The following is a 22,282-nucleotide window of genomic DNA, read 5'->3' as shown; positions in this document are numbered from 1 at the left end:
ACGAAACGAGGTGACCAAGAGTTGAATCAGACAGACCTAAAGCAATATGGCCAAGAATATCCCTTCCTGCCAGTGATTGTTAGCAAGAAAATCAGTAATTTTGACCCAGTGGTGTTGGTGGAAGAACTGGGGACAACCAAGGATCAGACGATGATCTTTCAACGCGAGGGTGTGACCACCTTCTTCCTCTCGCTTGAGCAAACGATTACCGGCCGTGATGGCCAAATCCAAGTGACGAGCGCAGCTGGCCAAGTTGAAACCAAGCAGGGCGACCCAATTTCCTTTTTAAATCAGCTTTATCAACAGTACAAAATTCCGAAGGTGACTGATACCGTCCCCTTTGTAGCCGGGTTAATTGGCTACTTCGCCTATGATTTTGTCCGCTACCATCCCGATGTTCACTTAGCACCGGTCCAAGATGATCTTGGCTTAGCGGATTTTGAATTATTTTTACCAAAGGTAGTCGCCAATTATCGGCACGAGACCAAGGAGCTGATTTTAAGTCAAACGGTGGCGTCCAACCGGCTTGAGACCGACTTTGAAAAGGTCCAACAAGAGCTAAATGATTTGGCGGACCAAGCTGGTGAAATCATGGACCGGGTTCAGGAAAATGAGTTAGTAGCCACTGAGCAGGAAAACCAGGCTGGCTTCAACCATGAGTCGCTTGAGGAAGACGAGACCCAAAGCCAGCCAGCACGAACTTTTAATGAGTCACTTGAAGGCGACGAGATTGAAAGCCAACCAGCGTTAACTTTTACCAATCAATTTACCCGGGCCGCCTTCAGTGACCGGGTACAAATAACGAAAGAACACATCCATGCCGGTGATATCTTTCAGCTGATTTTATCCAATCCTTACCTAGCCAAAACGGATAATCAGCAACTTCTACCGGGGGTCTTTACCAGGCTGCAGGAGGGCCCACAGTCGCCTTACCAGTTCTACTTTCAGAACGGTGACTACCAGGCAACCGGCGCTTCACCGGAAACATTGATTAAGAAGACCGGCGACCGGTTGTTCTCGTATCCGCTAGCGGGTACCAGGCGGCGGGGGAAAACAGCAGCAGAGGACCGCTTCTTTGCCCAGGAATTGCAGCACAGCGAAAAGGAACTCGCGGAACATAATATGTTAGTTGATCTGGGGCGCAACGATTTAGGTCAAGTTAGCCAATTTGGCACGGTCGCTGTTACGAAACTGCGCCACCTGCTTTACTTTCCCAATGTGATGCACCTTGGTTCGACAATCGAAAGCCAAGCCCAGGCTGATTTAACCCCTGTCGATATTTTAGCAGCGACCTTGCCGGCCGGAACATTATCGGGGGCACCCAAGATTTCGGCCATGCAGATTATCAATCAATTGGAGGGCCGCAAGCGGGGCATTTACGGTGGTGGCATCGGCACAATCGGTTTTGATGGTGACCTCGATATCTGCATTGGTATTCGCTCAGCCTATCAAAAGGACCAGAACCTGGTTGTCCATGCTGGGGCTGGGATTGTTGCCGACAGTAGCCCAGAGGAAGAGTACCGAGAATTTGAAAATAAAAGCCGGTTGATGTTGGACTTGGTTACAAAGGAGGCGGCAGCTGATGCTATTACTAATTGATAATTATGACAGCTTTACCTATAACCTCTACCAAGAAATTGGCAAGTTGATCAAGCAGACCATCAAGGTGGTTAAAAATGATCAGGTAAGCGTTGAGGACCTGGAGGAACCAACGTTGACTGGACTGATTTTGTCGCCGGGACCGGGTCGGCCAAATCAGGCCGGGAACCTCAATACCGTTTTGGCAGCAGCCATCGGTCGGGTGCCTGTTCTCGGTGTTTGCCTCGGCCATCAAGCGATTGGCGAGGTCTATGGGGCCAAGATCGTTCCGGCCCCTCTCATGCACGGGAAGACGAGTCTGATTCGCCAGCAGGGCAATCAGTTAGCGGGTATTTTAGCCAATTGCCCGACAACCTTTACGGTTGGACGCTACCATTCCTTGATGATTGATCCAGCCACCATCCCCAATCACTTAGCCGTGACCGCCCAGGCCGATGATGGCACTATCCAAGCGGTTGCCGATGAAGAAAACCACGTTTACGGGGTTGAATTTCACCCCGAATCGATTATGACGGACCAAGCGGCCGCCAAACAAATTTTTACTAATTTCTTAGCTTATACGGGAGAGAAGAACCATGATTAAAACAGCCATTCAAACAGTCAGTCAACAGCAAAACTTAACGTTTGAGGAAGCGGCCCAGGTCATCAGCGAAATCATGACCGGCCAGGCCGAAGAGATTCAGATTGCCGCCCTTTTGACGGCCTTAACGGCAAAGGGTGAAACGGCCGATGAAATTGCCGGGGCTGCCCAAGCCATGCGCCAAGCAGCCTTAGAATTCCCTAAGCAGCCGGCGGGCTTGGACATTGTTGGTACCGGTGGTGACCACTCCAATTCCTTTAATATCTCGTCAACGGCGGGTTTGGTCATTGCCAGTCTGGGTTATGACGTGGTCAAGCATGGTAACCGAGCTGCGTCCTCAAAAAGTGGTGCTGCCGATGTCTTAGAAGCCCTTGGCTTCCCGATTAATCAGGAGGTTGACCAGGCCGAACAAATGCTAAAGGACAACCACTTTACCTTTCTCTTTGCTCAAAAGTACCATCAAGCAATGAAGTATGTGGCCCCAGTTCGTCGCGGTTTAGGCATCCGGACTATCTTTAACGTCTTGGGACCATTGGCCAATCCAGCCGAACCCAAGCAAATGGTTTTGGGCGTTTATGACGGGGCATTGTTGGAACCGATGGCTCAGGTCTTGCACCAGCTCGGTGTCCAGTCGGCCAACATTTTGTATGGAACGGATGGTCTCGATGAAGCTTCCATTTCAGCGCCAACCAAGTTAGTGCAATTGCGGGGTGACAATATTCAGTTCCAAACGATTACTCCTGAGGAATTCGGTTTGAAGCGGGCCACCAAAGAAGAAATTGTTGGTGGAACGGCGCAGGAGAATGCGGCCATTACCCGGGCTATCTTGTCTGGTGAGGAACGGGGGGCCAAGCGCGATATCGTGGTCTTAAATGCAGCCATTGGCCTGAATGCCGTCAACCCAACCATTACGATTAAAGAGGGTGTGAAATTAGCCCAGGAGGCCCTCGATGATGGTCGGGTAGCCGATTTGCTGGCAACCTTAACCGCTGCGGAGGCTGTTGAATGATTCTAGATGACTTAGTGGTCGCCACCAAAAGACGGCTAGTAAAAGAAAAAGAAGCGGTGCCGGTAGCTGATTTGAAAGCGCAGGCGGAGGCATTGCCGGTGGCTGACCCGCAGGACGTTTACGACCGCTTTTTAGCACCAGGGATTCACGTGATTGCCGAGGTCAAGAAGGCCTCGCCTTCCAAGGGGGTGATTGCAGCTGATTTTCCTTACCAAGAAATTGCCCAAACTTACGATCAAGTCGGCGCAACGGCCATTTCGGTCTTAACCGAGCCGGATTACTTTCTGGGCAAATTAGATTATTTGACCGAGATTGCGCCAGCGGTGACCAGCCCCGTTTTGCGGAAAGACTTTGTTATCGACCCCTATATGATCTATCAGGCCAAGGTCGCGGGCGCAAGAATTATTCTATTAATTGTCGCGATTTTGTCACCAAAGGACTTGCAAGCCTATTTGAGCCTGGCTGAAAGTCTGGGACTGGCGGTACTAGTCGAGGCACACGACGAGGATGAAATCAGTCAAGCACTAGCCGTCGGTGCCAAGATGATTGGGGTTAATAACCGTAATTTAAAGGACTTTACCGTCTCCTTTGACAACAGCCAACGACTCTTTGATTTGGTGCCCGATTCCGTTGCCTTTATTGCCGAAAGTGGTGTGAAAAAGCCGGAAGACATCGTCCACCTGCAATCCTTAGGAATCAATGGTGTGCTTATCGGTGAGGCCCTGATGAAGGCGGCTGACCCGAAAGCTTTTATTGAAGCAGGATTGGGGGAGCAGGCCCATGACTAAGATTAAAATTTGTGGCTTGATGACCGAGGAAGAGGCCTTGATGGCCAACGAGGCGCGCCCTGATTTGGCGGGAGTGGTCTTTGCTCCCGGTCGCCACCAGGTTACGGCAGAAGAAGCTTTAGTAGTGCGCCAGGCGCTGGATGATCGGATCCCCCTGGTCGGCGTGTTCGTTGCTGAACCGGTCGAGACGATTTTGAAATTAGTTGAAACGGGGACGATTCAAATGATTCAGTTGCATGGCCAGCGGCCAATCACCGAAGTACGGCGGTTACGGGTGGCCGGCGTGCCAATTATCCAAGTTCTGGTGGGGGATGATGCCATTGACCAGGCTAAGGACTGGCAAAATCAGTTGCGGCTCCGTCGGTTACAAGAGCAGGATGGCGGTTTGGAAAAGCGTCAAGACAGCGATCCGGCTTTAGCCCATTTTAATGGCCGTTTGGCCGAACTGCCAGCCAGTAATTTGCCTTTAGCCAACTTTAATGGCGGTTCGGACGAACAGTCAGCCAGTGATTTGGCTTTAGCTGATTTCAATGGCGGATCGGACGAACACCCAGCTAGTGATCTCGAGCTAGTTGATTTTTTAATGGTTGATGCTGGTGCCGGATCCGGCCAACGACTAGATTGGCAACGGTTAGTTGGTTTAGCACCGACCCACCTATTTGTGGCTGGTGGAATTCAACCCAATAATCTAAGTAACTTACTGCAAATTTATCAGCCTGATTTCGTTGATGTGAGTTCTGGAGCGGAAACAAAGGGGCATAAAGACTTAAACAAGATGGTGGCACTGGTGGCCATTGCCCATCAAGAGGAGAGAAAGTAATGGAAACAGAATACAAGACAAAGAAACAAGCCGGTCGGTTCTTAGAGTATGGTGGCCAATATGTACCGGAAACTCTGATGAATGAGTTAAATAAGATGGCCGATGTTTACCAGGAAGCGAAGGCCGATCCTGATTTTCAGGCGGAATTGGCTGACCTACTGGCTAATTACGCCAACCGCCCATCGCTGTTGTACTATGCTAAAAATATGACGGAAGACCTTGGTGGTGCCCAAATTTATTTCAAGCGCGAGGATCTGAACCACACGGGGGCTCATAAGATTAACAACGTGATTGGCCAAGCACTATTAGCCAAGCGAATGGGCAAAAAACGCTTGATTGCCGAAACCGGTGCCGGTCAACATGGAGTAGCCACGGCAACGATTGCTGCCCTGTTTGGCCTGGAATGTGAAGTCTTTATGGGGAAGGAAGACACGGACCGTCAGCGTTTGAACGTTTATCGGATGGAACTCCTTGGGGCAAAGGTTCACGCCGTGACTTCCGGATCAATGGTCTTGAAGGATGCCATTAATGCTGCCCTGCAGGACTTTGCTGCCCGACCTGAGGACACGTTTTATGTGATGGGCTCGGCAACCGGCCCTCATCCTTATCCGGAGATGGTGCGTGATTTCCAAAGTGTCATTAGTCAGGAATCAAAGCAACAAATCCAGGACCAATTGGGACGCTTGCCTGATAAGGTCATTGCCTGTGTTGGTGGTGGCTCCAACGCCATCGGTAGTTTTGCCCACTATATCGACCACCCCGAGGTGGACTTGATTGGGGTGGAAGCGGCCGGCAAAGGCGTTGATACTGATTTGACAGCTGCTACCATCGAAAAGGGCCGGTTGGGTGTCTTTCACGGTATGAAGTCGCTCTTTTTGCAAAATGACAGTGGCCAGATTAACCCGGTTTATTCGATTTCAGCTGGGTTAGACTATCCAGGAGTTGGGCCAGAGCACGCCGCCTTGGCGGCCGAACACCGGGCCCAATACGTTGGCATCACCGATGATGAGGCCGTGGCTGCCTTTGAGTACATTGCCAAGCAAGAGGGGATTATTGCTGCGATTGAAAGCTGCCATGCCGTGGCCTACGTGCAAAAATTAGCGCCAACATTGCCAAAAGACCAGGTTATTGTCTGCACATTATCTGGCCGAGGCGACAAGGATGTGGCCGCGATTGCCAAGTATCGGGGGGTTGAAATTCATGAGTAAAATTAGTCAGACCTTTAAAAACCATAAAAACTTTATTGCCTTTGTCACCGCTAATGATCCAGACATGGAAACAACTGTTAAAAATGTTGTGGCCCTGGCTGAAGGCGGAGCCGACGTGGTTGAAATTGGGATTCCTTTTTCCGACCCAGTCGCCGACGGTCCCGTTATTCAGGCGGCCGATTTGCGGGCCTTGCGTGACCCTGATTTACCGATTGAATCGATTTTTGCAGCTGTAAAGGAAATTCGACGGCAAACAGCGGTGCCGCTGGTCTTCTTGGTCTACCTAAACGTTGTCCTCCAGTACGGCTATGAGCGTTTTACTGCCAACTGTGAAAAATTCGGTGTTGATGGCCTGATTATCCCCGATTTGCCCTATGAAGAACGAGGGGAATTGGCTCCCTTTACTGACAAGCATGGCTTGGACTTGATTCCACTGATTACGGTGACGTCTGGTGAGCGGATTCCAATGATTGCCAAAGATGCGACCGGCTTTATCTACCTGGTTTCTTCTTTGGGGGTGACAGGCACTCGTGAGTCCTTTGCTTCTAATTTAGCGGAGGTTGTTGGGCAAATTAAGGCCGTCACGGATGTGCCAGTTGCCATCGGCTTTGGTGTCCATACTGCCGGCCAGGCGCAAGCAATGGCGAAATTGGCCGATGGGGTCATTATTGGGTCTGCCTGTGTCCAGATTGTGGCTGATAATGGTCAAAATGCACCGGCAAAGTTACAGACATACGCCGAGGAAATCCGTGCTGCCGTTGATGGGGTAGTAATCGGATAGGGCTGATTTAAAACTAAAAAAATAGGATGATCGCGATTGTCGCGACCATCCTATTTTATTGATAACTAATTTTTAGAAAAATAAACGAATGCCAAAGTACATAATGACGAAGCCGATAAAGGGCGACAAGAATTTGTTAATCTTTTTGGGATCGAATTGTTTGAGGACAAGTGGGGTTAAAATCGAACCAGCGACGCCACCAATCATTAAGTAGAGGCCAGCTGTCCAAGAAATTGGTCCACCACTCAATAAATGACTAACAAGGCCGACAACAGCCAAGACCCATAGAACGTAGGTTGTCGTACCGGCTGCTTTAACTGGGGGGACGTTCATAATCGAAAGGCCTGCCACGGTGGCCGAGCCACCTGATAGGCCACCAAAGCCAACCATGAGGCCGGAAATTAGTCCGAAGATTGGGGCAACCTTGCTATTTTCGTTGGCCTTTTCGTTCTCCTTTTTCTTGCGGAAATTTTTAATGACGACAATCAGACCCATGCCCGTTAGCAAAATTCCAACGCCGATATTGTAAACAGCGACGGGAATGAATCGGGAGACAGCGGTACCAATGATAATGCCTGGAATCCCGGCGATAATCAATCGATTGCCCAGCTTGCTTTCGATATTTTTTAATCGCCACTGTGTCACCATGCCCGAAAAGAGGGCGAAGACGGCAATTAAAAGCGAGGTTGGGACGGCGACGACTGTTGACATGCCTAAGGTCGAGGTTAAGACGCCAAGGTAAAAAGTGGCACCTCCGCCACCAATCAAGGTAACGAAGCAACCAATTAGGAAACCATAGAAAATTGCAATCATGAAAAAAACCAGCTTTCAAATAAAATATTCAGCAAAACCCATCAGGGAGTGCAGAGGTTTAAAGTACAAACCTTCAATCAGAATGACACTAATTAATAGTAGTCTACCAGTCTTTGACAAAAAATCCAAGGTAGGAGGCGCTTAAAAGAAAATAGTCCGAGGATGTCATCAAAAGAAACGGAGGATGCTAGCAACAAAAATTTGCAGAGCTTGCCAGTAACAAAAAAAGTGAAAAAAACTTTAACATCAAAAAAGGACTGGGATTTTCCAGTCCAAAAGTTGGCTAGTAGCTTGGTGGCAACGAAAGAATTAATGGAAAGGTAAACAGGGTGGAATAAGAAATGAATTTTTTCGGGAAACGTGCTAGAAATATAGTTAGGAACTCATTGATTACACGAAAGAATCCTGTTTACCAAATGTCGAACAATAGAAGTAGGAATTAAGACAAGTATTCATATAAGGATACTGCCACCAGGTTCCTAGCACCTAAATTATATCATAATTTTAAAATAACAATCATTATTTTAAAATATTATACAAATATACCGACGTTGATTAAAATAAATAAAAGAATACTTTTAAATATTTGAGAATGATGGTATTAAAGCTGGCACGAGAACCAAGCGTGCCGGGGGCTGATTTGCTCAGGTTTTGATTATTTACAACTTAGGGAATGCAAAAGCGCTACCTTGTCGAAAAGGTAAAATAAAAAAGACCTTAGGCCTTTTTGTTTGAAACAGATTCACGTAACCAAGGTTGGTCGCTTGCCTCATTTTCAGTCAAAACACGTTCGAGTGTTTCCGCCGCAGCGGGAACAAACATTTCTGGTCTTGGGTTAACCGGAATAAAGTCGGCGGCCAAGGTTTCATCACCATCGACCACCAAATCAGCTGCGCTAGCACCAGGGACCAAGCGAACCTCAAAACCCATTGACAAGGTCTCTTGGGCATCGCCCCAGGAATTTTTATCAGTCACGTGACTGGCAATGCCTAAGAGGCGGACCACTTCAACGTCCAGGTTGGTTTCTTCCTTAAATTCACGGACAACGGCCTGCATTGGTGATTCGCCGTACTCCAAGAAACCACCAGGGAAGCCATAGCCATTCTTTGAATCACCACGCTTTTCCAATAAAATAGCGTCGTGGTTTTCATTCCAAAGGACGCCCCAGGCAGAAGGGAAAATCATGCCTTCGTGACCAACCTTTGCTCGCATCCGAGCGATGTAATTTTGTTCCATTATATAACCAGCTTTCTTATTTTTAGCTTTCAGTCAATTTCACAATAGTATCATAACACTCAATCATGATGTTTTGCGGCCGCTTTTTCAGACTAATTTGCTTGTCAGCTGTTTCCAAGATGGACCGTGTTATAATGGGCATAGTGAAAATTTTTTGAAGCAGGTGAAATATGACACAGCAAAAGGGTGCCGTTTGGTACGAACACCTTCATACTGAAAAACATACCGGTGCACGTCGTGGCCGGTTACATACTCCCCATGGAACCTTTGAAACCCCAATGTTTATGCCGGTTGGGACTCAGGGTGCCGTTAAGGGCGTTAACAATCGAACACTGAAGGAAATTGGCTCACAGTTTATCTTGGCCAATACCTACCACTTGTGGGTTCGCCCAGGCGATGAGTTAATTGCCGAGGCCGGTGGTTTGCACAAGTATATGGGCTGGGATCAGGCCATCTTGACGGATTCTGGTGGTTTTCAGGTCTTCTCGTTGTCCGACTCACGAAAATTGAGTGAAGAGGGGGCAACCTTTCGCAACCACGTGAACGGCGACAAAATGTTTTTGTCGCCAGAAGTGGCCATGCGCATTCAGAACAATTTAGGTTCTGATGTCATGATGCAGCTCGACGAAGCTATTCCCTATTTTGAAACTTATGAGTACATCCGCGATTCGATGCAGCGATCATTGCGCTGGGCGGACCGGGCACAACAGTATCACAAGAAGACCGATACCCAGGCTTTGTTTGGAATTGTCCAGGGAGCAGGTTTCCGCGATTTGCGGACTGAATCCGCTAAGGAATTAGTCAAGATGGACTTGCCAGGCTATGCCGTTGGTGGTTTATCCGTTGGTGAATCAAAGAAGGAAATGAACCGGGTTTTGGACTTTACTATGCCAATCTTACCCGAGGACAAGCCCCGGTATTTGATGGGCGTGGCTGCTCCTGATTCCTTGATTGACTCTGTGATTCGCGGGGTGGACATGTTTGACTGTGTCTTGCCAACGCGAGTTGGTCGTAAGGGAACACTGATGACCAAGCGTGGTCGAGTGGTGATCAAGAATTCAAAGTACAAGAATGACTTTTCACCCATCGATCCTGATTTGGAATACTATTCAAAGAATCCAATCCGGACAAATCAGTTTGGCAACCTAGCGCAATATGATTTGCCATCTTATAGTCCCTATCAAAACCTTTCCAGGTCTTACTTGCACCATCTCTTTAATGCGAATGAGTTGCTGGGCGCCCAGATTGCCTCGGAACACAACTTGCGCTACTTATTGAATTTAATGGAAGAAATGCGGACTGCCATTGAAGAAGACCGACTCTTGGAATTCCGCGAGCAGGTCTTGGAAGATTATGGTTATAACAAAGCCAACGCGCGTTTGTTCTAAAAATTTGTTACAATAGTTTAAACAAAAATAAATTAAAGGAAGTTCTTATGCAAAGTTTCATTTTCCCTCTATTAATTATTGTTGTCATGCTCTGGTGGATGTCACGGACGAGCAAGAAGCAACAACAACGTCAACAAGAAATGCGTAGCAACATGAAGCCAGGTGCTAAGGTTATCACCATTGGTGGCTTGCATGCTGTTGTTGATGCTGTCAACGAAGAAGCAAAGACTGTTGATTTGGACGCCGAAGGCGTTATTTTGACTTTTGAAGCAACTGCTATCCGGACTGTTAAGCCTGAAGAAGAGGCTAAGACTGAAGAAGTTAAGCCAGCTGAAGAAGCTAAGTCTGACGATAACACTGCTGAAGAAGCAAAGGACGAAGCAAAAGATTAAGACGTGATTCGCTTTGTTTGACGCAAACAAACAGTCGTCTTAGACCCTCCCAAACAATTCGGGAGGGTCTTTTTACCAGTAAAGAGGGACAAAAATTCCAAGGAATGCTGATTTGCCCCAGAAACGTGATGAGGAAGAATTGATGAATTTACTATTACATTATGCCAAGCCTTACTGGAAGCAAATCACCTGCGCTGTTTTAGCAGTCGTGACGATGGCAACGGCAACATTATTGCAGCCGCAATTTTTAAAGCGGATGCTATCGGCCATCATTGCTGATAATTCGCAGGCTGTTCTCCATAACGGGGTGTGGTTGTTGGCTTTGGCGGTTGTCGGCATGGTTGCCGGGGTTTCTGGGACCTTTTTTGCTTCCCGAGTTTCCCAAAGTGTTGCGGCTGATTTACGACGAGCAGAATACGAAAAAATTCAGTCGTTTTCTTTGACGCAGATTCAAAAGTTTTCATCTGCTAACTTGGTCATTCGGTTAACTAACGATATTAACCAGGTTCAACGCTTTGCCATGCAATTGATGCAAATCATTTTACGTGTGCCAATTCTATTTGCCGGTGGCTTGGTATTGGCCATTTGGACCATGCCTGGTTTATGGTGGGTCATCGTTTTGATGATTATCTTAATCATGCTGACAACAGGACGCATTTTTGGAAAAATGGGCGGTTTGTTTGGCAAGTTCCAACATATCTTGGACAAGAACAATACCATTACTCAGGAAAGTCTTTCAGCTGTCCGTGTGGTGAAGTCCTTTAACCAAGAAAAGCAAGAAGAAGACAACTTTGCAGCCAGTACTAAGGAATTGACGGATTTAAACCAAAAGATTGCTTATATCTTTTCATTAATGACGCCGGTTTATATGCTGATTTCTTATATCGCGATTGCTGCTGCTTTACTTTTGGTTTCGCAAACGATTTTAAAGAACCCTGATGAATTGGCCAAAATTACGCCTTTTATCACCTATTTAAATCAGATTTTGTTCTCATTGTTGATGATGGGGATGGTTTCGAACATGGCCTCCCGTGGTTTGGTTTCTTTGAAGCGAATTGGGGCGGTGATGGCCGAGCCAAGCACCATTAATATTCATGAAAATGCTGAAAATGGAACAGTTAAGCGGTTAAATGGGAACATTAATGTTCGTGACCTTTTTTTTGCCTATCCAAATGATGACAAGCAGGTTTTGCGCGATATTTCCTTTAATCTGCCTGCTGGCCAAACGCTTGGAATCGTCGGGTCGACGGGGTCCGGAAAGTCAACTTTGGCACTGTTGTTGGCACGCTTGTATCAGCCAAGTGCGGGTCAGATTGACATCGATGGCCAAGACTTACAAACCATCGACCAGGAAACGCTACACCAAAACCTGTCAATTGTCTTGCAAAAGCCAGTCTTGTTTTCCGGTACGATTGAAGACAACTTAAAGATGGGCCGGCCAGATGCCAGTTTGGCTGATTTAGAAAAAGCGGCCGACCAGGCCCAAGCCAGTGAATTTATTAATCAATATCCTGACCGCTTTGGTCAAGAAGTTTCGGAACGGTCTTCCAACCTTTCCGGTGGGCAAAAGCAGCGGTTATCGCTGGCCAGAGCCCTGGTTAAAAATCCGAGTCTGCTAATCTTGGATGATTCAACTTCCGCCTTGGATGCCCGGTCCGAAAAGCTGGTTCAAGAGGCACTAGCTAAGGACTTTGCAACAACCACCAAGGTGATTATTGCCGAAAAAATTGCCTCAATTATCCATGCCGATCAGATTTTAGTCATGGATCAGGGTCAGATTGTTGGGGTTGGAACCCACCAAGAGCTCCTTGACCAGTCTGAAATCTACCAAGATATTTACCAAAGTCAAAAAGCAAAGGAGGACAACCATGGCTGAAATTAAAACGGCACTTGCTTACTTTGTTAAAAACTTAAAGCAATACTGGCGGGCCTTGTTCATTTCGTTGCTCTTAATTTTAGTGGCGACCTATGCGCAGATTAAGGCGCCACTTTATTTGGGGGATGCTATTTCGGCCTTGACCCATTACTTGGTTGCCTCGCTGACACCTGGTGGCCATGGCTCCCTACATGACTTCTATGTGGCCGTCTTTTCTATGATTGCTTTTTATGTGTTGACTGAATTTGCTTTACTAATTTCTGGTCTCATGACTGCCAAAATTTCGTCTGATTCAGTAGGTGTGATGCGCCGTGGTTTGTTTGGCAAGCTCCAAAAAATGCCAGTGCGCTACTTTGATACCCACCAGGACGGAAAAGTTTTATCACTCTTTACTTCTGATTTAGATAATATTTTTACGGCCATGAATAACGCCGTTTTCCAGATTTTCTCCCAAGCGCTGCTTTTTGCTGGTGTAATTTGGATGATGTTTGCCAAATCAGCTACGATGGCGTGGGTGACATTGGCTTCAACGCCGATTGCCATTATCGGTGCCTTACTGATTGCCAAATATGCTCAGGTTCAAATTAACCACCAGCAGGCGGCAACAGCTGACATGAACGGTTATATTAATGAACAGTTAGCGGGACAAACAGTTCTGTTAACAGAAGGCCGTCAAGCGGATTCGATCGAAAAGTTCGAACCATTTAACGATCAGGTTCGAGTAGCGAGCCAAAAGGGCCAGTTCTATTCCGGCCTGTTAAATCCCTTGATGCAGGGGTTCTCATTGCTCAACTTAGCGATTGTGATTTTCTTTGGTTCTTGGTTAGTGTTGCATAATGGCATGGATAAGGCCTCTGGTTTGGCCTTGGTTGTTGTCTTTGTTAACTACTCACAGCAACTTTTTCAACCAATTACTTCACTGACGACCATCTACAACGCCTTGCAACTGGCCGTAACGGGCGCCAACCGGATTACGGAGGTTGAAAAGGAAGACGATGAGGTCAACACAGGGACAAAGATTGCTGGTCCGCTTAAGAACGAGATTGCCTTAAAGCATGTTGATTTTTCTTATAACCCAGACCGACAAATTTTGAAGGACGTTTCCATTACGGTTAAGAAGGGCCAGATGGTTGCTTTGGTGGGACCAACGGGTTCCGGTAAGACGACCGTGATGAACCTGTTAAATCGGTTTTATGACCTGTCGGGTGGTGAAATCACCTATGATGGGACAAAGCTACAAGACTTTGACCTTTATTCCTTGCGTGACCGCGTTGGGATTGTTTTGCAGGAATCAGTTGTCTTTTCAAAGTCAATCATGGATAATATCCGCTATGGTCGACCGGACGCAAGCTTAGAAGAAGTCCAAGAGGCCGCCAAACAGGCACGCATCCACGACTTTATCATGTCCTTACCAGACCAATACGATACACAAATTTCCCCTGAAAAAGACCTCTTCTCCAGTGGGCAAAAGCAGCTTCTTTCAATTGCTCGAACAATCTTGACGGATCCTGATTTGCTAATCTTAGACGAAGCAACGTCGAACGTCGATACGGTCACTGAAGCAAAGATTCAAGAAGCCATGGATAACGTCATGGCCAACCGTACTTCCTTTGTGATTGCTCACCGTCTTAAGACAATTTTATCCGCTGATCAAATTGTCGTTTTGAAGGACGGTCAGGTCATTGAACGTGGTTCACACGAGGAATTGGTCAAGGAAAATGGCTTCTACGCCGAACTGTATACTAACCAAATGGTCTTTGAATAGGGCCTTTAGCGGTCTGAAATCATTACTTCTTTCTGGGGCAGAATTTGGAACGACCCCATCGAGATGGTATACTAAAAGTACTATGCCCAAGGGCAAAGCAACGAGCAATGGAGATTCCTATGAAAATTGGCTTATTTACGGATACTTATTTTCCACAGGTTTCCGGTGTCGCCACCTCAATTCAAACCTTAAAAAATGCTTTGGAGGCCCAGGGTCACCAAGTTTATATTTTTACGACCACTGATCCTAAGGTTGACAAGCATACACCAGAAGAAGGGATTTATCGTTTTTCATCGATGCCCTATTTTGGTTTCAAGGATCGTCGTTTGACTTTTCGTGGTTTGATTCAAGCCGTTGAAATTGCCCGAGACTTAGGTTTAGAAATTGTCCACACGCAAACGGAATTTTCACTGGGCTTAATTGGCAAGTATGTGGCCCGACGGTTAAAGATTCCTGTTATTCATACTTACCACACGCAATATGAAGATTACACACATTATGTTGCCAAAGGGATGTTAATCCGGCCTGGTGCGGTTGGCCATATCGTAAAGGCCTACCTGAAGGGAATGGAGGGCGTGATTGCCCCTTCTGAGAGGGTGAAAGAAAGCCTGCTTAGTTATGGTGTGACGATTCCAATTCCAGTGATTCCAACCGGTGTGGCGATTCCAAAGCGAGAAGCTCACCACGATATTCGTCAGCAGTATGGCTTGGCTGAAAATCAGCCGGTGATTCTGTCTTTGGGACGGTTAGCCTTTGAAAAAAATGTGGCTTTAACGATTTCCGCCTTTTCGGAGCTTTTGCAAACGATTCCGGATGCGAAGCTCATGATTGCCGGTGATGGCCCAGCCAAAAAATCTCTTGGAGAACAGGTTGAGGACATGGGCTTGCAGGATGCCATTATTTTTACGGGCATGATTAACCATGACCAAGTCGGTGATTACTATCGAATGGCCAACGTTTTCGTTTCCTCATCGGATAGTGAGACACAAGGGCTGACCTTTATTGAAGCCTTGGCTGCTGACCGGCCTTTTGTCGCTGTTCGTTCACCTTATTTGGAAGAGGTGGTGACCAACAAGGCGATTGGAACGTTGATTGACGATTACGATGAGTTTTTAGCCGCTACTTTATACTATTTACAACATTCTGATACAGCTGCCGATGATCGAATTCGGGCAGCAGCAGTAAAAAATGTTGATGCAACGACTTTTGCGGATCGAGTCTTAAACTTTTACGACCAGGTTTTGCAAGATTACCACCATGATGACGATGATGACGATTCAGACCAGTTAACGGATGAAGAAGTCGGTTATATCAAACGTCTCTTACGCAACCCCTTTAGGAGAAGCTAACTTGAAGGTTCTGTTATATTTTGAAAACCAAAAATTAATTGCCAAATCAGGCATTGGTCGGGCCATGCGCTTGCAACAAGAGGCATTGGCACCGATTGATGATGTTGAGGTGACGACTGACCCCAAGTGTACGGACTACGATATTTTGCATATCAACACTTATGGTGTGAAATCGATGTACATGGTCAAAAAGGCCCATAAAATGGGGAAAAAGGTGGTTTACCACGCCCATTCGACCTACGAAGACTTTCGTAATTCATTCTTTGCCTCAAACTTGATTGCTCCCTTGTATAAGAAGTACTTGGTGGCGCTTTATGGCCAAGCCGATGCTTTGATTACGCCAACGCCATATTCAAAATCGCTTTTGGAAAATTATGGCCTGACGCAACCAATTTACCCTGTTTCAAATGGGATTCGTTTGAGTAAATATGCAAATGACCCTCAAAAAATTCAGGCTTACAAGGATTACTTTAATATCCGACCAGGCCAGAAAGTTGTGATGTCTGTCGGCCTGTTCTTTGAGCGCAAGGGGATTTTCGATTTTGTTGAATTAGCCAAGCGTCACCCAGAAATTACCTTTATTTGGTTTGGTCACACCAACCCCACCATCTTGCCACGTAAGATTCGCCGGGTTGTCTTTGGTGGTGAGCATCCAAACAACCTGATTTTCCCAGGTTACTTATCGGGGGACGTAATTTTAGGGGCCTTTGCTGGGGCTGATTTGTTCTTGTATCCATCCTACGAAGAAACAGAAGGAATCGTCGTCTTAGAAGCCCTGGCCTCTAAGCAACGTCTCTTGGTTCGTGATATTCCGGTTTATGATTCTTGGCTGAAAGACGGTGTTAATAGCTATAAGGCAGAAGACTTAGAAGACTTTGACCGCCAAATGGTTGCCATTTTAGCTGGTGAAAAATCAGATTTGACCCAGGCTGGCTTCCAAGTTGCACAAGAAAGAGATTTAAACCGAGTTGGAGAAATTCTTGCTGAGGTTTATCAAGCGGTTTTAGAGAATCGCGCCTTGTCATTTAACGCTGACCAGGACGGGGCGCTTGTGCCAGCTTGGTCGACGAATCGGTCCTAGGAGATTCTTGATGGACGTTTTAAAATCCAAAAAAAACCAATTATCGGCCTTACTAGTCCTTGTGTTAACAGGTCTAACCATCTATTACTTGACGCGGGAATTAAGTGGTCGCGAAAAGCAATTAGAGGCAGCTCTGAAAGTCTTGGACTGGCATTTTCTTGTTCTTGCATTGCTGACGATGATTCTTTCGTTGGTGCTTGAGGCATTGGCTACTAGATCTCTCCTTAGTTCTGTTGATCGAAAGAATACGAGTTGGGGCACTTTGATTCGTGTCCCGCTGCTTAATCAACTGGGGACAGGTCTAACGCCTTTTGCCTCCGGGGGACAGCCAGCGCAATTATATGCGTTAACGCGAGGAAAAATCGAAGGTAGTCGGGCTTTGTCCGTAACCTTAATGAAGTTTTTGGTTTATCAAATTGTAGTCGTTTTATTCTTTATTGTCGGCTATGTAGCCGCCGATTCTTTCATCTACAAAAATGTTGATCCAACCTTTGCTACCTTCATTCCTTTTGCCATCGCCATCCATGCTGTTGTGATTATTGGCCTGCTCTTGGTGATGTTTTGGCCAAAGCTGTCTTTGAAGGTTGTTGAATGGTCTGGCCGTGCTGCACAAAAGTTTATGAGTGCTAGTCGGGTTAAAAAATTAGTTGACACGGCGGAAGATAAGGTCAATAATTTCCATCAGGAGTCAAAACGTGTTGCCCGCTCAGCTAAGTCGCTCCTTGTGGCAACACTCTGGACAGCCCTGCAATTAATTGCCTTTTACCTGGTGCCATATTTTGTTATCCGGGCCTTTGGTTATGGCTCCGTTAACCCCTGGCTGATTTTAACAATGAACATTATGATTGTGATGGTCATTTCGTTGTTTCCAATTCCAGGCGGTGTTGGGGGAGCAGAGTTGTCTTTTCAACTTCTCTTTACGCCTTTCGTTAAGAACCCAGCAACTTTAGTCTTGGTTATCTTAATTTGGCGAATCATTACCTATTACTTCTGTCTCTTTGCTGGTATTTTAGCCTACGTAATTCCGAATAAGGAACAACGGTTGGCAAAGCAACAAAAGGGGTGACAAAGAATGGATGATTTAGCCAGTAAAAGTGTTTTAACAACGATATTAAACCGGCTCTTTGCCATGGAAAAATCAACGGACCAACGTTTTCAAGTTCGACGTTTTGACTCCTATGGCTTAGAGGTTTTAAAGGTAACCCTTGATCAAGAAGACAAGGTTTGGACAATCGAAGAACACCGGCGCAATAAGCAATATAAATTTGATGATGTTGATCTGGTCGCCATCGAGATTTATGACCTCCTCTTCGATATTCAACATACCTTTTAAGTTTTGTGAGGAAAACCGATATGTTAGCTCGTCTTAAAAATGCATTCAAGCCAAAAAAACTCTGGCAAAAGATGAAGAATACTCAGGACTTTTGGACTAGTATTAGTGGTTTTTTTGTTTTGAACCTTTTTTTTGTGTGGTTAAAGACCTATATTAATTACCACATCAATTTCTCTTTGGGCGTCCAAGGACCAATTCAAGATTTCTTACTTTTCTTGAATCCAATTCCAACGGCAATTATCTTGCTCGGGATTGCACTCTATTTCCGCGGGAAAGTAGCTTATATTTTAGCCTGGGTGATGAACTTAGTTCAGACTGTTTGGCTCTTTGCTAATATTCTTTATTACCGTGAATTTTCTGATTTCCTATCCTTTGGGATTATGGGATCAGGCTCATCAACCGGCAGTAATCTGGGCAAGTCGATTGCGGCCATTATTCGCCCAACTGATTTCTTAGTCTATGTCGACTTGATTGTGATGGCCATTGTCTTACTCTTTAAGTTCTGGCCCATTGATAAGCAAGCAATTCAAAAGCGTTATGCGATTTTGACAACCATTTTAGGAATTGTCTTGATGTTGGTTGATTTTGGAGTCGCTTCGGTTGACCGCTCGGGCTTGTTGACGCGCTCATTTGATAATAACTATATTGTTAAGTACTTAGGCTTAAATGAATACGCTGCCTTTAATGCCTGGCAGACCAACAATCAAACGAAATCTCGTAAAGAAGCCAGTGCTGCTGATTTACAAAAGGTTCAAGATTTCTTGAAGCAAAACTCAGTGCCGGCTAATATTTCATATACCGGAACGGAAAAGGGTAAAAACGTCTTCGTTATTCACCTTGAGTCATTCCAGCAATTTTTGATTGATTACAAGGTTGATGGTCGCGAAGTTACGCCAAACTTAAACGCCTTCTACCACGATCAAAATACGCTTTCGTTCGATAACTTCTACAACCAGGTTGGCCAGGGAAAGACATCCGATGCTGAAATGATGCAGGAAAATTCCTTGTACGGGCTTTCGACCGGATCAGCGATGACCAAGTACGGTTCAAGTAATACCTTTGAAGCGACACCTGCCATCCTAGGCCAGCAGGGCTATACTTCTGCTGCCTTCCACGGTGACGTGCCAACCTTCTGGAACCGAAACAATACTTATAAGTCCTTTGGTTATAATTATTTCTTCTCAAAGAACTTCTATAAGGATAGCGATAAGCCAAGTTATAACGTTGGCTATGGCATGAAGGATAAGATTTTCTTGAAGGATACTGCTCAGTATATCGAGCAGTTGCCACAGCCATTCTATGCCAAGTTAATTACGGTGACAAACCACTACCCATATGAACTTGACAAAGAAGATACTGATTTCCCAGCTACAAAGACCGGTGATACGACAGTTGATGGTTATGTTCAAACTGCTCATTACCTTGATCAGGCCTTCGGCGAATTGATGGCTTACCTCAAGCAGGCTGGGTTGTACGATAACTCTGTCTTTGTTTTGTACGGTGACCATTATGGTATTTCTGAAAACCACAAGCCTGCCATTGCGAAATTGCTTGGTAAGACTTCCGTGAGTGATTATGACTTGGCCCAATTCCAGAAGGTGCCATTCATGATTCATGCAACTGGTTTGCAGGGTGGTATCAACGATACCTACGGTGGCGAAATTGATATGATGCCAACCTTGATGAACCTTTTGGGGGTTTCTACGGAAGGGATGACCATGTTCGGTCACGATTTGTTGTCAACTCAGAATCCGCAAATTGTTGCTTTCCGTGATGGTGATTGGACGACGCCAACTTATACAAAGTATAAGAACCAATACTTCGACAGTAAGACTGGTCAGAAATTGTCGATTGATAATAATCCAGCGCTAAAGGCAACAGCCCAGCGGGTGCAGTCATACGTTGATGAGTCACTGTCAAATTCGGATAAGGTGATTACAGGTGACTTGCTTCGTTTTGATAAGAACCGTTGGAATTTCCACCAAATTGATAAAAAATCGTACGACTATACGAAGGCCAATACGTTGAAAGCGTTGAAGGCGAGTCAGTCATCGAGCCCAACTTCGATTTTGGCCTTACGTAACGGCCAATCAACTGTATCGGATTACAAAACTGATGCACCGGAGCTGAAATAAAAAACAAAACAAGAAAACGAACACGTTCAAGTAATAGAACATGTGTTCGTTTTTTGTTATATTTGTTATAATGTTCCTGAGTGATTTTTTTACCAGGCGAGGAGGATTTATCTTGATTACACCGCAAAAAGATCAAAGCTTTGAAGTTGTTTCAAAGTACCAACCGACTGGTGATCAGCCGAAAGCGATTGATAAACTCGTGAAGGGTTTAAAAGATGGCGTCAAGGAGCAAATTTTGCTCGGGGCAACCGGAACAGGGAAAACATTCACAATTTCCAATGTGATTGCCCAAAACAATAAGCCAACCTTGGTCTTGTCACACAACAAGACCCTGGCTGGCCAGCTCTATTCTGAGTTAAAGGAATTCTTCCCACATAATGCGGTTGAATACTTTGTTTCCTACTATGATTACTACCAGCCAGAGGCCTATGTGCCTTCTTCGGATACCTTTATTGAAAAGGATTCCGCGATTAACGATGAAATTGACCAGTTGCGGAATTCGGCAACGGCTTCACTGTTTGAGCGCAACGATACGATTATCGTTGCCTCAGTCTCATCAATCTTTGGTTTGGGTGATCCGCACCAATACCAAAACCATGTGATTTCTTTGCGGGTTGGTAACGAATATGGTCGTAATCAATTGATGCGCGATCTGATTGACATCCAATTTACCCGTAACGATATTGATTTTCAGCGTGGAACTTTCCGGGTGCGAGGCGATGTGATTGAAATTTTCCCGGCTTCCCAGGATGAATTGGCCATGCGGGTTGAATTTTTCGGTGACGAAATTGACCGCATTCGACAAATTTCAGCTTTGACGGGTCAGGTCGTTTCAGAACGTGACCATGTCGCCATTTTCCCAGCGAAGCACTTTATGACCGATGATGAACGGATGAAGGAAGCCTTAGTTGGTATTCGCCAAGAAATGGAAGACCAGGTCAAGGAATTTGAAAAAGAGGGCAAGCTTCTTGAAGCTCAACGAATCAAGCAGCGAACCGAATATGACCTGGCTATGTTGAATGAAATGGGCTTTACATCTGGAATCGAGAATTATTCACGCTGGATGGACGGTCGCAAAGAGGGCGAACCACCATTTACCCTCTTAGATTTCTTCCCCGATGATTTTTTGATTGTTGTGGATGAAAGTCACGTGACGATGCCACAAGTTCGTGGGATGTACAATGGTGACCGCGCCCGGAAGCAGACGTTGGTTGATTATGGTTTCCGTTTGCCTTCAGCACTGGATAACCGCCCTTTGCAACTGCCAGAGTTTGAGAAGCACGTCAACCAAATTATTTATATGTCGGCTACACCAGGGGACTATGAGCTTTCTCGGGTACCAAAACGTGATATTGTTGAGCAAATCATTCGACCAACCGGCCTGTTGGATCCGGAAATTGAAGTTCGGCCAGTGATGGGGCAAATTGATGATTTAGTGGGTGAAATTAACCTGCGGGTTGAACGAAATGAGCGTGTCTTTATCACAACGCTGACGAAGCGAATGTCAGAGGATTTAACGGATTATTTGAAGGATGTTGGCATCAAAGTTGCCTACCTCCATTCCGATATCAAGACGCTTGAGCGAACAGCCATTATCCGTGATTTACGTTTGGGCAAGTACGATGTGCTGGTCGGCATTAACTTGTTGCGTGAAGGAATTGATGTCCCCGAAACTTCTTTGGTGGCCATTTTGGATGCTGATAAGGAAGGTTTCTTGCGTAATCCGCGCTCGTTGATTCAAACGATTGGTCGTGCTGCTCGAAATGCGAACGGCCACGTGATTATGTATGCCGATAAGGTGACAAGGGCCATGCAGGAAGCCATGGATGAAACGGCTCGTCGTCGTGACATTCAGATGGCGTATAACAAGGAACACGGCATCACGCCACAAACAATTAAAAAGGAAATTCGCGACCTAATTAGTGCAAGTAAGGCTGCCGAAGAGGTTGAGGACGTTGACTTGACGCAAGTTGACTTTGCTGATTTGCCAAAATCAGACCAGACTGAAATTTTAGAAAACCTCACTAGCCAAATGAAGGCGGCGGCAAAGGGCTTAGACTTTGAGACGGCTGCTAAAATTCGCGATAATATTATGAAATTAAAGAAACGGGCCGGCCGCTAAAGGTTGG

The 22,282-nt window shown here is 45.9% G+C and carries 20 protein-coding genes; 18 read left to right on the top strand and 2 right to left on the bottom strand.

The window, feature by feature from the left end:
• The first annotated feature begins 21 nt into the window (after positions 1 to 21).
• The 7 genes from AOQ32_RS03850 to trpA are packed head-to-tail and all read left to right on the top strand — an operon-like array spanning position 22 to position 6,785.
• The gene (locus AOQ32_RS03850) at positions 22 to 1,599 is read left to right on the top strand and encodes an anthranilate synthase component I family protein (protein ID WP_148666518.1); all 1,578 of its coding nucleotides are present in this window, start codon (positions 22 to 24) and stop codon (positions 1,597 to 1,599) included.
• Positions 1,583 to 2,182 (top strand): anthranilate synthase component II, encoded by a 600-nt coding sequence (locus tag AOQ32_RS03845; protein ID WP_059393669.1) that lies wholly within the window; start codon positions 1,583 to 1,585, stop codon positions 2,180 to 2,182. Before AOQ32_RS03850 ends, AOQ32_RS03845 begins: the two co-directional genes overlap by 17 nt.
• The gene (gene trpD / locus AOQ32_RS03840; RefSeq protein WP_059393668.1) at positions 2,175 to 3,188 is read left to right on the top strand and encodes an anthranilate phosphoribosyltransferase; all 1,014 of its coding nucleotides are present in this window, start codon (positions 2,175 to 2,177) and stop codon (positions 3,186 to 3,188) included. The genes AOQ32_RS03845 and trpD overlap by 8 nt, the downstream gene beginning before the upstream one ends.
• Positions 3,185 to 3,976 carry an indole-3-glycerol phosphate synthase TrpC gene (gene trpC / locus AOQ32_RS03835; protein WP_059393667.1) on the top strand — a complete coding sequence of 264 codons (792 nt, stop codon included), beginning with the start codon at positions 3,185 to 3,187 and terminating at the stop codon, positions 3,974 to 3,976. The genes trpD and trpC overlap by 4 nt, the downstream gene beginning before the upstream one ends.
• Entirely contained in the window at positions 3,969 to 4,796 is an 828-nt protein-coding gene (locus AOQ32_RS03830) for a phosphoribosylanthranilate isomerase (protein WP_059393666.1), read from the top strand. Before trpC ends, AOQ32_RS03830 begins: the two co-directional genes overlap by 8 nt.
• Positions 4,796 to 6,004, top strand: coding sequence for a tryptophan synthase subunit beta (gene trpB, locus AOQ32_RS03825; protein ID WP_059393665.1), 1,209 nt, complete (start codon positions 4,796 to 4,798; stop codon positions 6,002 to 6,004). The genes AOQ32_RS03830 and trpB overlap by 1 nt, the downstream gene beginning before the upstream one ends.
• The gene (trpA, locus tag AOQ32_RS03820; protein WP_059393664.1) at positions 5,997 to 6,785 is read left to right on the top strand and encodes a tryptophan synthase subunit alpha; all 789 of its coding nucleotides are present in this window, start codon (positions 5,997 to 5,999) and stop codon (positions 6,783 to 6,785) included. Before trpB ends, trpA begins: the two co-directional genes overlap by 8 nt.
• 72 nt (positions 6,786 to 6,857) lie before the next feature.
• Here the strand turns inward: trpA and AOQ32_RS03815 are convergent, their stop codons facing one another.
• The gene (locus AOQ32_RS03815) at positions 6,858 to 7,598 is read right to left on the bottom strand and encodes a sulfite exporter TauE/SafE family protein (protein ID WP_059393663.1); all 741 of its coding nucleotides are present in this window, start codon (positions 7,596 to 7,598) and stop codon (positions 6,858 to 6,860) included.
• A gap of 162 nt (positions 7,599 to 7,760) precedes the next feature.
• On the opposite strand from AOQ32_RS03815, the gene AOQ32_RS08645 reads away from it, so the two are divergent.
• Positions 7,761 to 7,922: a hypothetical protein gene (locus tag AOQ32_RS08645; protein ID WP_158531861.1), complete on the top strand. Its 162-nt coding sequence runs from the start codon at positions 7,761 to 7,763 to the stop codon at positions 7,920 to 7,922.
• A gap of 393 nt (positions 7,923 to 8,315) precedes the next feature.
• Here the strand turns inward: AOQ32_RS08645 and AOQ32_RS03810 are convergent, their stop codons facing one another.
• On the bottom strand, positions 8,316 to 8,834 hold the full coding sequence (locus tag AOQ32_RS03810) for an NUDIX domain-containing protein (protein WP_059393662.1): 519 nt from the start codon (positions 8,832 to 8,834) through the stop codon (positions 8,316 to 8,318).
• A gap of 170 nt (positions 8,835 to 9,004) precedes the next feature.
• Here AOQ32_RS03810 and tgt point away from each other — a divergent pair, with 170 nt between their 5' ends.
• The 10 genes from tgt (at position 9,005) to uvrB (ending at position 22,275) form a co-directional block, all read left to right on the top strand.
• On the top strand, positions 9,005 to 10,222 hold the full coding sequence (tgt, locus tag AOQ32_RS03805; protein ID WP_059393661.1) for a tRNA guanosine(34) transglycosylase Tgt: 1,218 nt from the start codon (positions 9,005 to 9,007) through the stop codon (positions 10,220 to 10,222).
• A 47-nt stretch (positions 10,223 to 10,269) separates the two neighbouring features.
• On the top strand, positions 10,270 to 10,614 hold the full coding sequence (yajC, locus tag AOQ32_RS03800) for a preprotein translocase subunit YajC (RefSeq protein ID WP_059393660.1): 345 nt from the start codon (positions 10,270 to 10,272) through the stop codon (positions 10,612 to 10,614).
• A 142-nt stretch (positions 10,615 to 10,756) separates the two neighbouring features.
• Positions 10,757 to 12,490, top strand: coding sequence for an ABC transporter ATP-binding protein (locus tag AOQ32_RS03795; protein ID WP_059393699.1), 1,734 nt, complete (start codon positions 10,757 to 10,759; stop codon positions 12,488 to 12,490).
• The gene (locus AOQ32_RS03790) at positions 12,483 to 14,255 is read left to right on the top strand and encodes an ABC transporter ATP-binding protein (RefSeq protein ID WP_059393659.1); all 1,773 of its coding nucleotides are present in this window, start codon (positions 12,483 to 12,485) and stop codon (positions 14,253 to 14,255) included. The genes AOQ32_RS03795 and AOQ32_RS03790 overlap by 8 nt, the downstream gene beginning before the upstream one ends.
• 119 nt (positions 14,256 to 14,374) lie before the next feature.
• The gene (locus AOQ32_RS03785; RefSeq protein ID WP_059393658.1) at positions 14,375 to 15,604 is read left to right on the top strand and encodes a glycosyltransferase family 4 protein; all 1,230 of its coding nucleotides are present in this window, start codon (positions 14,375 to 14,377) and stop codon (positions 15,602 to 15,604) included.
• 1 nt (position 15,605) lies between these two features.
• Entirely contained in the window at positions 15,606 to 16,685 is a 1,080-nt protein-coding gene (locus tag AOQ32_RS03780; RefSeq protein WP_059393657.1) for an LTA glycolipid anchor biosynthesis glycosyltransferase, IagA/BgsA family, read from the top strand.
• A 10-nt stretch (positions 16,686 to 16,695) separates the two neighbouring features.
• Positions 16,696 to 17,751 carry a lysylphosphatidylglycerol synthase transmembrane domain-containing protein gene (locus tag AOQ32_RS03775; RefSeq protein ID WP_059393656.1) on the top strand — a complete coding sequence of 352 codons (1,056 nt, stop codon included), beginning with the start codon at positions 16,696 to 16,698 and terminating at the stop codon, positions 17,749 to 17,751.
• A gap of 6 nt (positions 17,752 to 17,757) precedes the next feature.
• A complete protein-coding gene (locus AOQ32_RS03770; RefSeq protein ID WP_047975370.1) occupies positions 17,758 to 18,018 on the top strand; it encodes a DUF1797 family protein in 261 nt (86 codons plus the stop codon).
• A 71-nt stretch (positions 18,019 to 18,089) separates the two neighbouring features.
• Positions 18,090 to 20,153: an LTA synthase family protein gene (locus AOQ32_RS03765; RefSeq protein ID WP_242976716.1), complete on the top strand. Its 2,064-nt coding sequence runs from the start codon at positions 18,090 to 18,092 to the stop codon at positions 20,151 to 20,153.
• Between the two features lie 112 nt (positions 20,154 to 20,265).
• Complete coding sequence (gene uvrB / locus AOQ32_RS03760; protein WP_059393654.1) at positions 20,266 to 22,275, top strand: excinuclease ABC subunit UvrB; 2,010 nt, start codon at positions 20,266 to 20,268, stop codon at positions 22,273 to 22,275.
• The last annotated feature ends 7 nt before the right edge of the window (positions 22,276 to 22,282 follow it).

The organism is Fructobacillus tropaeoli, assembly GCF_001047135.2.
Classification (GTDB): Bacteria; Bacillota; Bacilli; order Lactobacillales; family Lactobacillaceae; genus Fructobacillus; species Fructobacillus tropaeoli.
This window is presented reverse-complemented; position numbering and strand designations above follow the sequence as displayed.

What these genes read in the sequence shown, in the direction of transcription:
- AOQ32_RS03845 (WP_059393669.1), top strand. Translation starts at nt 1,583, where the DNA reads ATGCTATTACTAATTGATAATTATGACAGCTTTACCTATAACCTCTAC.
- trpD (WP_059393668.1), top strand. Translation starts at nt 2,175, where the DNA reads ATGATTAAAACAGCCATTCAAACAGTCAGTCAACAGCAAAACTTAACG.
- trpC (WP_059393667.1), top strand. Translation starts at nt 3,185, where the DNA reads ATGATTCTAGATGACTTAGTGGTCGCCACCAAAAGACGGCTAGTAAAA.
- AOQ32_RS03830 (WP_059393666.1), top strand. Translation starts at nt 3,969, where the DNA reads ATGACTAAGATTAAAATTTGTGGCTTGATGACCGAGGAAGAGGCCTTG.
- trpB (WP_059393665.1), top strand. Translation starts at nt 4,796, where the DNA reads ATGGAAACAGAATACAAGACAAAGAAACAAGCCGGTCGGTTCTTAGAG.
- trpA (WP_059393664.1), top strand. Translation starts at nt 5,997, where the DNA reads ATGAGTAAAATTAGTCAGACCTTTAAAAACCATAAAAACTTTATTGCC.
- AOQ32_RS03815 (WP_059393663.1), bottom strand. Translation starts at nt 7,598, where the DNA reads ATGATTGCAATTTTCTATGGTTTCCTAATTGGTTGCTTCGTTACCTTG.
- AOQ32_RS08645 (WP_158531861.1), top strand. Translation starts at nt 7,761, where the DNA reads ATGTCATCAAAAGAAACGGAGGATGCTAGCAACAAAAATTTGCAGAGC.
- AOQ32_RS03810 (WP_059393662.1), bottom strand. Translation starts at nt 8,834, where the DNA reads ATGGAACAAAATTACATCGCTCGGATGCGAGCAAAGGTTGGTCACGAA.
- tgt (WP_059393661.1), top strand. Translation starts at nt 9,005, where the DNA reads ATGACACAGCAAAAGGGTGCCGTTTGGTACGAACACCTTCATACTGAA.
- yajC (WP_059393660.1), top strand. Translation starts at nt 10,270, where the DNA reads ATGCAAAGTTTCATTTTCCCTCTATTAATTATTGTTGTCATGCTCTGG.
- AOQ32_RS03795 (WP_059393699.1), top strand. Translation starts at nt 10,757, where the DNA reads ATGAATTTACTATTACATTATGCCAAGCCTTACTGGAAGCAAATCACC.
- AOQ32_RS03790 (WP_059393659.1), top strand. Translation starts at nt 12,483, where the DNA reads ATGGCTGAAATTAAAACGGCACTTGCTTACTTTGTTAAAAACTTAAAG.
- AOQ32_RS03785 (WP_059393658.1), top strand. Translation starts at nt 14,375, where the DNA reads ATGAAAATTGGCTTATTTACGGATACTTATTTTCCACAGGTTTCCGGT.
- AOQ32_RS03775 (WP_059393656.1), top strand. Translation starts at nt 16,696, where the DNA reads ATGGACGTTTTAAAATCCAAAAAAAACCAATTATCGGCCTTACTAGTC.
- AOQ32_RS03770 (WP_047975370.1), top strand. Translation starts at nt 17,758, where the DNA reads ATGGATGATTTAGCCAGTAAAAGTGTTTTAACAACGATATTAAACCGG.
- AOQ32_RS03765 (WP_242976716.1), top strand. Translation starts at nt 18,090, where the DNA reads ATGAAGAATACTCAGGACTTTTGGACTAGTATTAGTGGTTTTTTTGTT.